This window comes from Streptomyces sp. HUAS YS2 (genome assembly GCF_033343995.1).
In the GTDB taxonomy this organism is placed as follows: domain Bacteria; phylum Actinomycetota; class Actinomycetes; order Streptomycetales; family Streptomycetaceae; genus Streptomyces; species Streptomyces solicathayae.
In genome coordinates this window covers 5,163,674-5,177,634 of sequence record NZ_CP137573.1, presented here as the reverse complement: position 1 = coordinate 5,177,634, position 13,961 = coordinate 5,163,674, and the positions used below count along the sequence as shown (strand labels likewise).

The following is a 13,961-nucleotide window of genomic DNA, read 5'->3' as shown; positions in this document are numbered from 1 at the left end:
TCGGCGTACCGGGTCGCGCGTGAACCTCGGCCCGCAGCACCTCCGCAGGGTCGTACCGTGGCACGGTACGACCCTGCTCCCCTTTGGACGCGCACATGACCTCCAGCACCACCACCGAGCTCCTCGTCGGCGGCATGACCTGCGCGTCCTGCGCGGCCCGGGTCGAGAAGAAGCTCAACCGGATGGACGGAGTCACCGCCACCGTCAACTACGCGACGGAGAAGGCGCGGATCGAACACCCTGCGGAGGTCCCGGTCGCCGATCTCATCGCGACCGTCGTCAGGACCGGCTACACCGCGGAACTCCCCCCGCAGCCCGAACCGGAACCGGCCCCCGAGTCCGACACGCGGGAACACGCGGCGCCCGACGAGACCGCCGCGCTGCGGCAGCGGCTCGTCGTCTCCGCGCTGCTGTCCGCGCCCGTGATCCTGCTCGCCATGGTCCCGGCCCTGCAGTTCGACAACTGGCAGTGGCTGAGCCTCACCCTGGCCTCGCCCGTCGTGGTCTGGGGCGGACTGCCGTTCCACCGCGCCGCCTGGACCAACCTCCGGCACGGCGCGGCCACCATGGACACCCTGGTCTCGGTGGGCACGATCGCCGCCTACGGCTGGTCCCTGTGGGCGCTGTTCCTGGGCGACGCCGGGATGCCCGGCATGCGGCACGGCTTCGACCTCACCGTCTCGCGCGCCGACGCCGCCTCCACGATCTACCTGGAGGTCGCGGCCGGGGTCACCGTGTTCATCCTGCTCGGCCGCTGGCTGGAGGCGCGCGCCAAGCGGAAGGCGGGCGCCGCGCTCAGGGCACTGATGGAGCTGGGCGCGAAGGACGTCGCCGTACTGCGGGCGGGGCGCGAGGCACGGGTCCCGGTGGGCGAGCTGCGCGTCGGCGACCGGTTCGTCGTCCGCCCCGGCGAGAAGATCGCCACCGACGGCACCGTCACCGAGGGCGTCTCGGCCGTCGACGCCTCGATGCTGACCGGCGAGTCCGTGCCGGTGGACGTGACCGCGGGCGACGCCGTGACCGGCGGCTGCGTGAACACCTCGGGCCGGCTCGTCGTCGAGGCCGCCCACGTCGGCGCCGACACCCGGCTCGCCCGGATGGCCGGGCTCGTGGAGGACGCCCAGAACGGCAAGGCGGAGGTGCAGCGCCTCGCCGACCGCGTCGCCGCGGTCTTCGTCCCGGTCGTGATGGCCATCGCGCTGGCCACCCTCGGCTTCTGGCTGGCCACCGGCGCCGGCCCGACCGCCGCGTTCACCGCCGCCGTCGCCGTCCTGATCATCGCCTGCCCGTGCGCCCTGGGCCTGGCCACCCCGACCGCCCTCATGGTCGGCACCGGCCGCGGCGCGCAGCTCGGCATCCTCATCAAGGGCCCGGAGGTTCTCGAGTCCACCCGCCGCGTCGACACGGTCGTCCTCGACAAGACCGGAACGGTCACCACCGGCCGGATGGAGCTGCGCAAGGTGTACGTCGACGGGGACACCGACGAGGCCGGGCTGCTGCGCCTCGTGGGCGCCCTGGAGCACGCCTCCGAGCACCCGGTCGCCCGGGCGATCGCGGCCGGCGCGGCGTACCGGGTGGGCCCGCTTCCCGAGGTGTCGGGCTTCGAGAACGTGCCCGGACTCGGGGTCCGCGGCACGGTCGACGGCCACCACGTCCTGGCCGGCCGCCCGGCACTGCTCGAAGCGGCCGGGATCGTCCCGCCGCCACTGCCGGACGACCACGCGAGCACCGCGGTCGCGATCGCCTGGGACGGGACGGCGCGCGGTGTCGTCACGGTCGCGGACGCGGTGAAGGACACCAGCGCCGAGGCGGTGGCCCGGCTGCGCGCCCTGGACCTGACGCCGGTCCTGCTGACCGGCGACAACCGGGCGGTCGCCGAGGCCGTCGCCGCCGAGGTCGGCATCGACGAGGTGATCGCCGAGGTGCTGCCTCAGGAGAAGGTCGAGGTCGTCCAGCGGCTGCGGGCCGAGGGGCGGACGGTCGCCATGGTGGGCGACGGCGTGAACGACGCGGCGGCGCTCGCGGTCGCGGATCTGGGGCTGGCGATGGGCACGGGCACGGACGCCGCGATCGAGGCCGGCGACCTGACTCTCGTACGCGGTGACCTGCGGGTCGCGGCGGACGCGATCCGGCTCTCCCGGCGGACCCTCGCGACGATCAAGGGCAACCTTTTCTGGGCCTTCGGCTACAACGTCGCCGCGCTGCCGCTGGCCGCGGCAGGACTTCTGAATCCCATGATCGCGGGCCTCGCGATGGCCTTTTCGTCCGTTTTCGTCGTATCCAACAGCCTGCGACTTCGGGCGTTCACGTGAATTCACGTTCACGTGACGCACAGGACCTTCACAAAGAGACCTAGATCACAGATATTTAGGGGTAACCATCTGGGCTGTTCGCGAGTCTAAGTGGGCGATGCCAGGAACGTCTTGGGGGACGTTCATGGGATGTCTTGGGGGACGTCCCAGGCAAGCGTTGGCCGGGGCACGTGCACCGGGGAGCTTTGAGCGGCCCTCCCGTACGTACGTACCCCGGCAGACCGCGCAGACCCGCGCTTCTGCTGAACCCGGCAGACGCCCGGCCCGGATCCCGTGGGGGGAATCCGCACCGGGGATATGGGAAGCGCCCCGCTCGCCGACCCGTGGGGGGATCGGAAGCGGGGCGCTTCTCGGTTTTACGGCGCGAGCCGGGCGCTCGACGAGCACACCCGATGCTCAGCGGACCTCAGGTCAGCGGGCCTCGACCGGGACGAAGTCGCGCAGGACCTCACCCGTGACACCTCTCACCCGGGGGACAACCCCCGGACCCCCGGCCGGGGGTCAACGGGGGCCGCACACCCGATGCTCAGCGGACCTCGGGTCAGCGGGCCTCGACCGGGACGAAGTCGCGCAGGACCTCACCCGTGTAGATCTGACGCGGGCGGCCGATGCGGGAACCCGGCTCCTTGATCATCTCGTGCCACTGGGCGATCCAGCCGGGCAGCCGGCCGAGCGCGAAGAGCACGGTGAACATCTCGGTCGGGAAGCCCATCGCGCGGTAGATGAGACCCGTGTAGAAGTCCACGTTCGGGTAGAGGTTGCGCGAGACGAAGTAGTCGTCGGAGAGCGCGTGCTCCTCCAGCTTGAGCGCGATGTCCAGCAGCTCGTCGGACTTGCCGAGCGCGGAGAGGACGTCGTGCGCTGCCGCCTTGATGATCTTGGCGCGCGGGTCGAAGGACTTGTACACCCGGTGGCCGAAGCCCATCAGGCGGACGCCGTCCTCCTTGTTCTTCACCTTGCGGATGAAGGAGTCGACATCGCCGCCGTTGGCCTGGATGCCCTCCAGCATCTCCAGGACCGACTGGTTGGCGCCGCCGTGCAGGGGGCCCCACAGGGCCGAGATGCCGGCGGAGATCGAGGCGAACATGTTCGCCTGCGAGGAGCCGACCAGACGCACGGTGGACGTCGAACAGTTCTGCTCGTGGTCCGCGTGCAGGATCAGCAGCTTGTCGAGCGCGGAGACCACGACCGGGTCCAGCTCGTACTCCTGCGCCGGGACCGAGAAGGTCATGCGCAGGAAGTTCTCGACGTACCCGAGGTCGTTACGCGGGTAGACGAACGGGTGGCCGATCGACTTCTTGTACGCGTACGCCGCGATCGTCGGCAGCTTGGCCAGCAGCCGGATCGTGGACAGGTGACGCTGCTTCTCGTCGAACGGGTTGTGGCTGTCCTGGTAGAAGGTGGACAGCGCGGAGACCACCGAGGAGAGCATCGCCATCGGGTGGGCGTCCCGCGGGAAGCCGCGGAAGAAGTTCTTGACGTCCTCGTGCACCAGCGTGTGCTGGGTGATCTCGTTCTGGAACGTCGTGAGCTCATCGGCCTTCGGCAGTTCGCCGTTGATCAGCAGGTACGCCACCTCGAGGAAGGTGGACTGCTCGGCCAGCTGCTCGATGGGGTAGCCGCGGTACCGCAGGATGCCCTGCTCGCCGTCCAGGTAGGTGATGGCGGATTTATAGGCGGCGGTGTTGCCGTATCCGCTGTCCAGCGTGACCAGACCGGTCTGGGCTCGGAGCTTCCCGATGTCGAAGCCCTTGTCGCCGACGGTGCTCTCGACCACCGGGTAGGTGTATTCACCGTCCGCGTACCGCAGTACTACAGAGTTGTCGCTCACGTCATCCCTCACCGACGTAGTGCCTCTTCTTCGAGGTGCCCTGACTGTCTCTACCATCCCCCATTTGGCTCAGCAGAGTGCACTCGGGGTCGACCAATGGGCCGTTTGGCGGCACTCAGTGCCGTCAACCTGCTCATCCTGCCCCCTTCGCCCCGGTTGGGGAAAGTCCGCCGAGCCGATGGGCCAGCGCGGTACACCTGCGACCCGCGGTAACCGTGCGCACGGCCTGACCGATCGCCTTCCTCGATCCGACCAGGACGACCAGTCGCTTCGCCCGGGTGACGGCGGTGTAGAGGAGGTTCCGCTGGAGCATCATCCAGGCCCCCGTGGTGATCGGGATCACGACCGCGGGGTACTCACTTCCCTGCGAACGATGGATGGTCACAGCGTAGGCATGGGCCAGCTCGTCCAGCTCGTCGAATTCGTACGGCACCTCCTCGTCCTCTTCGGTCCGTACGGTCAGCCGCTGCTCCACGACGTCGAGCGAGGTCACCACCCCGACGGTGCCGTTGAAGACCCCGTTCGCCCCCTTGTCATAGTTGTTGCGGATCTGGGTGACCTTGTCTCCTACCCGGAAGACCCGGCCGCCGAACCGCTTCTCCGGCACGTCGGGCCGGGCGGGGGTGATGGCCTGCTGGAGCAGTCCGTTGAGCGTGCCCGCGCCCGCCGGGCCGCGGTGCATGGGAGCCAGCACCTGCACGTCCCGGCGCGGATCGAGGCCGAACTTCGCCGGGATCCGGCGGGCCGCGACCTCCACCGCGAGCCGGCCCGCGTCCTCCGTCTCCTCCTCGGCGAAGAGGAAGAAGTCGGGCAGGCCGGTGGTGAGCGGGTGCTGCCCCGCGTTGATCCGGTGCGCGTTGGTGACCACGCCGGACTGCTGGGCCTGCCGGAAGATCCGGGTCAGCCGGACTGCCGGCACCGGGCTGTCCGGGGCCAGCAGGTCGCCCAGGACCTCACCCGCGCCGACCGACGGCAGCTGGTCCACGTCCCCCACCAGGAGCAGATGGGCGCCCGGCGCCACGGCCTTGACCAGCTTGTTGGCGAGCAGCAGGTCCAGCATCGACGCCTCGTCGACCACCACCAGGTCCGCGTCCAGCGGACGGTCCCGGTCGTACGCGGCGTCCCCGCCCGGCTTGAGCTCCAGGAGCCGGTGGACGGTGGAGGCCTCGGCGCCGGTCAGCTCGGCGAGGCGCTTGGCGGCCCGGCCGGTGGGCGCGGCCAGCACGACCTTGGCCTTCTTCGCCCGGGCCAGCTCCACGATGGAGCGGACCGTGAACGACTTGCCGCAGCCCGGGCCGCCGGTGAGCACGGCGACCTTCCGCGTCAGGGCGAGCCGGACGGCCTCCTCCTGCTCGGGCGCGAGCGAGGCCCCGGTCCGCTCCGAGAGCCAGGCCAGGGCCTTGTCCCAGGCGACGTCCCGGAAGGCCGGCAGGCGGTCCTCGTCGGTCCGCAGCAGCCGCAGGACCTGGGCGGCGAGGGACAGCTCGGCGCGGTGGAACGGGATCAGGTAGACGGCGGTGACCGGCTCGCCCTCCGGGCCCGGCACCGTCTCGCGCACCACGCCCTCCGGGTCCTCGGCCAGTTCGGCGAGGCACTCGATGACCAGCCCCGTGTCCACCTGGAGCAGCTTCACCGCGTCGGCGATGAGCTGCTCCTCGGGCAGGAAACAGTGCCCCTGGTCGGTGGACTGGGACAGCGCGTACTGGAGCCCCGCCTTGACCCGCTCCGGGCTGTCGTGGGGTATGCCGACCGACTGGGCGATCTTGTCCGCGGTGAGGAAGCCGATGCCCCAGACGTCGGCGGCCAGCCGGTACGGCTCGTTCTTCACGACGGAGATCGAGGCGTCCCCGTACTTCTTGTAGATGCGCACGGCGATGGAGGTGGAGACGCCGACGGTCTGGAGGAAGACCATGACCTCCTTGATGGCCTTCTGCTCCTCCCAGGCGGCGGCGATCTTCTTCGTCCGCTTCGGCCCGAGCCCGGGCACCTCGATGAGCCGGGCGGGTTCCTTCTCGATGATGTCCAGGGTCTCCAGGCCGAAGTGGCTCGTGATGCGGTCGGCGAAGACCGGACCGATGCCCTTGACGAGGCCGGAGCCGAGATAGCGGCGGATGCCCTGGACGGTGGCGGGCAGCAGCGTCGTGTAGTTCTCCACGGTGAACTGCTTGCCGTACTGCGGGTGGGAGCCCCAGCGGCCCTCCATCCGCAGCGCCTCCCCCGGCTGCGCGCCGAGCAGCGACCCGACCACCGTGAGGAGATCCCCGGCACCGCGCCCGGTGTCGACGCGGGCGACCGTGTAGCCGTTCTCCTCGTTGGCGTAGGTGATCCGCTCGAGCACGCCTTCGACGACCGCGAGACGGGGACCGGGCACGGAACTGGACATGCCCCGACGTTAGCGAAGCCCTCGGACACCGCGTGCGGCCTGTGGACAACGAGCGCCCGTACGTCCTGTGCACAACGGGCCTGTGCACAACGGACCTATGGCCTGCGGGCGTACAAGGGGCCCGGTCCCCCCGGGCCGGGCCCCACGCGTTCCCCCTCCGTCAAGGCCTCCCGAAATCCCCCCGGATCCCCTCCCCGGAAGCCTTGATGCCCAGTACGACATCCGTCACCGCGGAAGGGTTGCACGGATGCGGCCGGTTATTTTTCCGGAATCACGATTCCACGATCGCCTCGAAGCGCTTCAGCGTCTCCTCCAGGACCTCCACCCCGTCCCGGGCCCAGAGTTCGTCGTTGAAGAGCTCCACCTCCACCGGGCCCGTGTAGCCGGCCGCGGCGGCCAGTTCGCACCAGGCGGCCAGGTCGATCGCGCCGTCGCCGAGCTGTCCGCGGCCGTTCAGGACGCCCGCGGGCAGCGGGGTGGTCCAGTCGGCGAGCTGGAAGGAGTGCAGCCGGCCCTCGGCGCCCGCGCGGGCCACCGCCGCCGGGGCGCGGTCGTCCCACCAGACGTGGTACGTGTCGACGACCACCCCCACCTGTTCCGCGGGGAAGCGCTCCGCGATCTCCAACGCCTGGTCCAGGGTGGAGACGGCGCAGCGGTCCGCCGCGTACATCGGGTGCAGGGGTTCGATCGCGAGGCGGACGCCGCGCTCCCCGGCGTACGGGGCGAGTGCGGCGATCGCCTCGGCGATCAGGGCGCGTGCGGCCGGCAGGTCGCGGCTGCCGGGGGCGAGCCCGCCGGAGACGAGGACGAGGGTGTCCGTGCCCAGGGCCGCCGCCTCGTCGATCGCGGCGCGGTTGTCGTCGAGCGTGGCGGCCGTGGTCGGTCCGGCCGTGAAGAAGCCGCCGCGGCACAGGGTGGTGACGGTCAGTCCGGCGTCCCGTACGAGGGCCGCCGCGGCCTCGACCCCGTACGCCAGGACCGGCTCGCGCCACAGGCCGATGCCGCGGACGCCGAGCCGTACGCAGTGCGCGACCAGCTCGGGCAGCGGCAGCTGCTTGACCGTCATCTGGTTGATCGAGAAGCGGTCGCGGTTCATCGGTCGACTCCGTACACCGTGAGCAGGGACCTCATCCGGGACTCCGCCAGCCCCGGGTCCGGGAACAGGCCCAGTCCGTCGGCCAGTTCGTAGGCGCGGGCGAGGTGCGGGAGCGAGCGTGCGGACTGCAGGCCGCCGACCATCGTGAAGTGGTCCTGGTGGCCGGCCAGCCAGGCGAGGAAGACCACGCCCGTCTTGTAGAAGCGGGTCGGCGCCCGGAAGAGGTGCCGGGACAGCGCGACCGTCGGGTCCAGGCGGGCCCGGAAGCCGTCGACGTCCCCGGTGTCGAGGACCCGTACCGCGTCGGCGGCCAGCGGGCCCAGCGGGTCGAAGATGCCGAGCAGCGCGTGACTGAAGCGCCCTCCCACCGCGGGTTCCTCCCCCGCGATCAGCTCCGGGTAGTTGAAGTCGTCGCCCGTGTAGCAGCGGACGCTCTCCGGGAGGCGGCGGCGCAGGTCGATCTCGCGCTCCGCGTCGAGCAGGGAGATCTTGACGCCGTCGACCTTGTCCGGGTGCTCGGCGACGACCTGGAGGAACGTCTCGGTGGCGGCGTCCAGGTCGGACGAGCCCCAGTAGCCCTCCAGGGCCGGGTCGAACATCGGGCCCAGCCAGTGCAGGATCACCGGCTCGGCGGACTGGCGCAGCAGGTGCGCGTACGTGTCGAGGTAGTCGTCGGGGTCCTGTGCGGCGGCCGCGAGGGCCCGGGAGGCCATCAGGATCGCCCGGGAGCCGGTCTCCTCGACGAGCGCGAGCTGCTCCTCGTACGCCTCCCGGACGGCCACGAGGTCGGCGGGTCCGGTGAGTTGGTCGGTGCCGACGCCGCAGGCGATCCGGCCGCCGACGGCCTTCGCCTCGGCCGCCGACCGCCGGATCAGCTCGGCCGCGCCGGTCCAGTCGAGGCCCATGCCGCGCTGCGCGGTGTCCATCGCCTCGGCGACGCCGAGTCCGTGCGCCCACAGGTGCCGCCGGAACGCGAGGGTGGCGTCCCAGTCGACGGCGGCGGGCCCGTCGGGCGAGGTGTCGGCGTACGGATCGGCGACGACGTGCGCGGCGGAGAACACGACCCGGGACCGCAGAGGCGGTGCCGGCGCGACGCGGTGGGAGGCGGCGTCCGCCGATCCGGCGGGCGCGACGCCGTGGGCGCCGCCCGCGACCGGCGCGGTCCCTGCGGCGGGGGCCGGGCCGGCCCCGGCCGGCGCACCGCCGGCCGGTCCTCCGGCCGCGACACCCCTCGGCGTGTACTCGCGTACGCCGCCGCCCTCCTCCGGCAGCCGGATCACAGCGTGACCTCCGGGACCTCGATGCGGCGGCCCTCGGCCGACGAGCGCAGCCCGAGCTCCGCGAGCTGGACGCCGCGGGCGCCGGCCAGGAGGTCCCAGTGGTACGGGTCGCCCTGGGTCACGTGGCGCAGGAACAGCTCCCACTGGGCCTTGAAGCCGTTGTCGAACTCGGTGTTGTCCGGGACCTCCTGCCACTGCTCCCGGAACGGCTCGGTGGCGGGGATGTCCGGGTTCCAGACCGGCTTCGGGGTGGCCGAGCGGTGCTGGACGCGGCAGTTGCGCAGCCCCGCCACCGCCGAGCCGTGCGTGCCGTCGACCTGGAACTCCACCAGCTCGTCGCGGTCGACCCGGACCGCCCAGGAGGAGTTGATCTGCGCGACCGTCCCGCCCTCCAGCTGGAAGATGCCGTACGCGGCGTCGTCGGCGGTCGCCTCGTACGGCTTGCCGCGCTCGTCCCAGCGGCGCGGGATGTGCGTGGCGACCTGGGCGGTCACGCTCGTCACCCGGCCGAACAGCTCGTGCAGCACATACTCCCAGTGCGGGAACATGTCGACGACGATCCCGCCGCCGTCCTCCGCCCGGTAGTTCCACGACGGGCGCTGCGCCTCCTGCCAGTCTCCCTCGAAGACCCAGTAGCCGAACTCGCCGCGCACGGACAGGATCTCGCCGAAGAAGCCGCCGTCGATGAGCCGCTTCAGCTTCCGCAGGCCCGGCAGGAACAGCTTGTCCTGGACGCAGCCGTGGCTGATGCCGGCGGCCTCGGCCAGGCGGGCCAGTTCCAGCGCGCCGGCGAGGTCGCCGGCCGTCGGCTTCTCGGTGTAGACGTGCTTGCCGGCCGCGATCGCCTTCTTGATCGCGTCGACGCGGGCGGAGGTGACCTGCGCGTCGAAGTAGATCTCGACGGTCTCGTCGGCGAGGACGGCGTCCAGGTCGGTCGACCACTCGGTGAGGCCGTGCCGCTCGGCCATCTCGCGCAGCGCGTGCTCACGACGGCCGATCAGCACGGGTTCGGGCCACAGCACCTCGCCGTCGCCGAGCGGCAGCCCGCCCTGCTCGCGGATCGCGAGGATCGAGCGTACGAGGTGCTGGCGGTATCCCATCCGTCCCGTGACGCCGTTCATGGCGATCCGGACTGTCCTGCGTGTCACGGTGTTACCTCCGATAGAAAGCGCTTTCTACACGAGGGGACGCTAGCCTGCCGACTGCACCCCGGACAAGGGGCGCGTCCGACTCTCCCCGGAGGTACGCGATGACCGTCACGCTGGCGGATGTGGCCGCGCGCGCACGGGTGTCCCCGGCCACCGTCTCCCGCGTCCTCAACGGCAACTACCCGGTCGCCGAGGCCACGCGGGAGCGGGTGCTCCAGGCCGTGGACGAGCTGGACTACGTGCTGAACGGTCCGGCGAGCTCACTCGCCGCCGCCACCTCCGACCTGGTCGGGATCCTGGTCAACGACATCGCAGACCCGTTCTTCGGGATCATGGCGGGCGCGGCGCAGAGCGCGATCGGAAGCACCGCGTCCGGGCGGGCCGGCGGCGAGAAACTGGCGGTCGTCTGCAACACGGGCGGCTCGCCCGAGCGCGAGCTGATGTATCTGACGCTGCTGCAGCGCCAGCGGGCCGCGGCGGTGGTGCTGACGGGCGGGTCGTACGAGAGCCCGGAGCACTCGGCGGCGACCGCGGCGAAGCTGGCGCGGCTCGCGGAGGCGGGGACCCGGGTGGTGCTGTGCGGGCGGCCGCCGGTACCGGGGGACGGTACCGCGGCGACGCTCGCCTTCGACAACCGGAGCGGGGCCCGGCAGCTCACCGAGCACCTGCTGTCGCTGGGCCACCGGCGGATCGGCTACATCACCGGCCCCGACGGGTACACGACGACCCGGCACCGCCTGGAGGGCCACCGGGCGGCCCTCGCGGCGGCGGGGCTGGACGACGCGCCCACGGTCCACGGCCCGTACGAGCGGGCCGCCGGCTACGAGGCGGCGCGCGAACTCCTGCGCCGCGACCCGGACCTGACGGCGATCGTGGGCGCCAGCGACACGGTCGCGCTCGGCGCGTGCGCGGCGCTGCGGGACCTGGGCCTGAGCATCCCCGGCGACGTCTCGGTCACCGGCTTCGACGACCTGCCGTTCGCCATCGACACGGCCCCCTCCCTGACGACGGTCCGTCTCCCCCTCCAGGAGGCGGGCCACCGGGCCGGCCTCCTGGCCATGGGTACCGAGGACGTCCCGCCGGGCACGGTGACGACGATCGGCGCGGAGCTGATGGTGCGGGGTTCCACGGCGGCGCCGCGGGGGTGAGGGCCCGAGGTTCGACCGCGCCCCAGCGGGGGTGGGATCAGGCGGCGCCGAGCTCGGTGGCGAGCCCCGTGGCCGCCAGGACCGCGTCGACCGTCTCGTCCACCGTCAGGTCGGCGTTGTCGATCCAGACCCCGTCGGCCGACAGCTCCGCGCGCATCGCCTCGTCCAGGAAGGCCCAGTTGGTCGTCAGGCGCTTGTGGCGGGCGTTGTTGCGCTCCCACGCCTTGTCCGGGCCCGGGGCCAGGAACACCGGCAGGAAGCGCTCGGTACGCACCTGGGAGCGGTAGAAGTCGAGGTGGCTGCGGCGGACGACGACGTCGTCGAGGACCGGCAGGAAGCCGGCCGCGGTGAAGCTGTCCGCCAGCAGGCTCGCGTTGCGGGCGCGCAGGAAGATCTGCCGGTCGGCCTCCGGGTCGCCGTCCGGGTCCGGCCAGTGGCAGCCGGAGACGATCAGCGACTGGAGCCCGTCGACCTCGACGTGCGCGGACCGCGCGAACCGCGCCGCGAGCGCGGCGGCCACGGTCGTCTTGCCGCTGCCGGGGATGCCGCTGAGCAGGACGACTCCGGGGGCGGGGGAGACGTCGACGGGTACAAGATCCATGCCGACACGTTAACCCCCGCCCCGCGGACGACCCTCGGGGAGCGGACTACGACCGGCCCCCGACCGGGACCGGCGCGACCGCCGACGGATCCGGTTCCACGGCCTTCCCGGCCTTCCCGGCCTCCCCGGCGTTCCCGCCGCCGAACCTGATCGACGTCAGCGCCACGCCCCCCACCAGCAGCGCCGCCGCGCACCAGCGCAGCGGGCTCACGCCCTCACCCAGGATCAGCGCCGCCGAGGACATCCCGAAGACCGGCACCAGCAGCGAGAACGGGGCCACCGACGAGGCCGGGTAGCGGCGCAGCAGCCACGCCCACGCGCCGAAGCCGAAGATCGTGGTGATCCAGGCGACGTAGACGATCACGCCGACGCCCGTCCAGTCGAGGCCGCGCAGCGCCGCCAGGTCCCGCTCCGGGCCCTCCAGGAGGAGGGAGAGCGCCACCAGCGGCACCACCGGGACGGTGCACGTCCAGACCATGAAGTTGAGCGCGTCCGGCGGGGCCGCCTTGCGGGTCAGGACGTTGGAGACGCCCCAGCAGGCCGCCGCCGCGACGCACAGGCCGAAGCCCACGAGCGGTCCGGAGGCGCCCTCGTCGTACGCGGCGACGCCGATTCCGGCGAGCGCCACCGCCATGCCCGCGACCTGGAGCGGACGGGGCCGCTCGCCGAGCGCGACGAAGGCGATCAGGGCCGTGAACACGGCCTGGACCTGGAGGATCAGCGAGGAGAGGCCGGCCGGCGCGCCCAGGTCCATGCCCGTGAACAGCAGGCCGAACTTGGCCACGCCCAGGGCCAGTCCGACGCCCACGATCCACTTCCAGGCGACCTTGGGCCGGCCGACGAAGAAGACGGCGGGCAGGGCGGCGGCGAGGAAGCGCAGGGCGGAGAACAGCAGCGGCGGGAAGTGGTCGAGACCGATCTCGATGACGACGAAGTTGACCCCCCAGACCGCGGCGACGAGCGCGGCGAGGGCGATGTGTACGGGGCGCATGACCCCGAGCATCACCCTCCCCGACCATGTAGCACCAGCGCGGATCTCTTCATGGTTGGATGAAGCAACGCTTACGGAAGCGACCCGTACGGAGGGACCCATGCTCGATCTCGGCCGGCTCCGGGCGCTGCACGCCGTCGCCGTGCACGGCAGCGTCAACGCCGCGGCCGCCGCGCTCGGCTACACGCCGTCCGCCGTGTCGCAGCAGATCGCAAAGCTGGAGCGGGAGACCCGGACGACACTCCTGGAGCGCCAGGGCCGGGGCGTCCGGCTCACCGACGAGGCCCATCAACTCGCCTCCACCGCACAGCAGTTGCTCTCCATCGTGGAGGAGGCGGAGGTACGGCTCGAAGAGCGCCGCGGGGTGCCGTCGGGGCGGCTCGCGATCGGCTGCTTCGCCAGCGCGGCGCGCGGCCTGATGCCGCGGGTGCTCGCGGAGCTGGCGCGCCGTCACCCGGCCCTGGACGCCCGACTGACGGAGGTGGACCCGCACCTGTCCATCGACCTGGTGGCGCGCGGCGCGATCGACCTCGCGGTGGCGCACGACTGGGACATCGCGCCGCTCCCCGCGCCGCCCGGGGTCGAGCAGGCGGTCGTCGGCGACGACCTGTGCGACGTGCTCGTCCCGCAGGGGCATCCGCTCGCGGAACGGCCGACGGTACGGCGCGAGGACCTGGCCGACGAGCGGTGGATCACGCAGCCGCCGGGCACGGTGTGCCACGACTGGCTGATGCGGACGATGCGGGCGGCGGGCTGCGAGCCGCGGATCGTCCACCAGGCGGAGGAGAACCACACGCAGGTCGCGCTGGTCGCGGCCGGGCTCGGGGTGGCGCTGGTGCCGCGGCTCGGGCGCGGCGCGCTGCCGTCGGAGGTGACGACGGTACGGCTCGACCCGGTGCCGAAGCGGCAGCTGAGCGCGCTGTGGCGGGCGGGGGCGGCGCGGCGGCCGGCGATCACGGAGACGGTTCGGACGCTGCAGGAGCTGTGGCCGTCGGTCAGTTCGGCGGGCTCCTGACGCCGTCACCGGCGTAGCTCTCACGCCGCGGAACGTATGCCCACAACAGGGCCCAGCCGCGACGCGTTCTTGCGCGGGTTCTTGACCTGGCAGTTACTTTCGGGCTATCCGTGCACCTTGGAAGTTTCCTTCAGAACTCGAACCCCAGCTCGGCCG

Annotated in this window: 10 protein-coding genes; 3 read left to right on the top strand and 7 right to left on the bottom strand. The window is 72.1% G+C overall.

Features of this window, described 5'->3' with window-relative positions; translation table 11 throughout:
* Nucleotides 1–95 precede the first annotated feature (95 nt).
* Nucleotides 96–2,312: a heavy metal translocating P-type ATPase gene (locus R2D22_RS23980; protein ID WP_318106721.1), complete on the top strand. Its 2,217-nt coding sequence runs from the start codon at nt 96–98 to the stop codon at nt 2,310–2,312.
* A gap of 541 nt (nt 2,313–2,853) precedes the next feature.
* Here R2D22_RS23980 and R2D22_RS23975 read toward each other — a convergent pair.
* The 5 genes from R2D22_RS23975 to R2D22_RS23955 all read right to left on the bottom strand — a co-directional run bounded on the left by R2D22_RS23975 (nt 2,854) and on the right by R2D22_RS23955 (nt 10,050).
* Nucleotides 2,854–4,143, bottom strand: a complete 1,290-nt coding sequence (locus tag R2D22_RS23975) for a citrate synthase (protein ID WP_318106720.1) — start codon at nt 4,141–4,143, stop codon at nt 2,854–2,856.
* 133 nt (nt 4,144–4,276) lie between these two features.
* Nucleotides 4,277–6,526: an SF1B family DNA helicase RecD2 gene (gene recD2 / locus R2D22_RS23970; protein ID WP_318106719.1), complete on the bottom strand. Its 2,250-nt coding sequence runs from the start codon at nt 6,524–6,526 to the stop codon at nt 4,277–4,279.
* A 271-nt stretch (nt 6,527–6,797) separates the two neighbouring features.
* Nucleotides 6,798–7,622: a sugar phosphate isomerase/epimerase family protein gene (locus tag R2D22_RS23965; RefSeq protein ID WP_318106718.1), complete on the bottom strand. Its 825-nt coding sequence runs from the start codon at nt 7,620–7,622 to the stop codon at nt 6,798–6,800.
* Nucleotides 7,619–8,902: a dihydrodipicolinate synthase family protein gene (locus R2D22_RS23960; RefSeq protein ID WP_318106717.1), complete on the bottom strand. Its 1,284-nt coding sequence runs from the start codon at nt 8,900–8,902 to the stop codon at nt 7,619–7,621. Before R2D22_RS23960 ends, R2D22_RS23965 begins: the two co-directional genes overlap by 4 nt.
* A complete protein-coding gene (locus tag R2D22_RS23955) occupies nt 8,899–10,050 on the bottom strand; it encodes a Gfo/Idh/MocA family protein (protein WP_318106716.1) in 1,152 nt (383 codons plus the stop codon). The genes R2D22_RS23960 and R2D22_RS23955 overlap by 4 nt, the downstream gene beginning before the upstream one ends.
* 101 nt (nt 10,051–10,151) lie before the next feature.
* On the opposite strand from R2D22_RS23955, the gene R2D22_RS23950 reads away from it, so the two are divergent.
* A complete protein-coding gene (locus R2D22_RS23950) occupies nt 10,152–11,198 on the top strand; it encodes a LacI family DNA-binding transcriptional regulator (protein ID WP_318106715.1) in 1,047 nt (348 codons plus the stop codon).
* A gap of 37 nt (nt 11,199–11,235) precedes the next feature.
* On the opposite strand, the gene R2D22_RS23945 is transcribed toward R2D22_RS23950, so the two are convergent.
* Complete coding sequence (locus R2D22_RS23945) at nt 11,236–11,799, bottom strand: ATP-binding protein (protein ID WP_318106714.1); 564 nt, start codon at nt 11,797–11,799, stop codon at nt 11,236–11,238.
* Between the two features lie 46 nt (nt 11,800–11,845).
* Nucleotides 11,846–12,790: an EamA family transporter gene (locus R2D22_RS23940; protein ID WP_318106713.1), complete on the bottom strand. Its 945-nt coding sequence runs from the start codon at nt 12,788–12,790 to the stop codon at nt 11,846–11,848.
* Nucleotides 12,791–12,890: 100 nt separating this feature from the next.
* Between R2D22_RS23940 and R2D22_RS23935 the strand changes: the two genes are divergently transcribed.
* Nucleotides 12,891–13,805: a LysR family transcriptional regulator gene (locus R2D22_RS23935; protein WP_318106712.1), complete on the top strand. Its 915-nt coding sequence runs from the start codon at nt 12,891–12,893 to the stop codon at nt 13,803–13,805.
* Nucleotides 13,806–13,961: the final 156 nt, after the last annotated feature.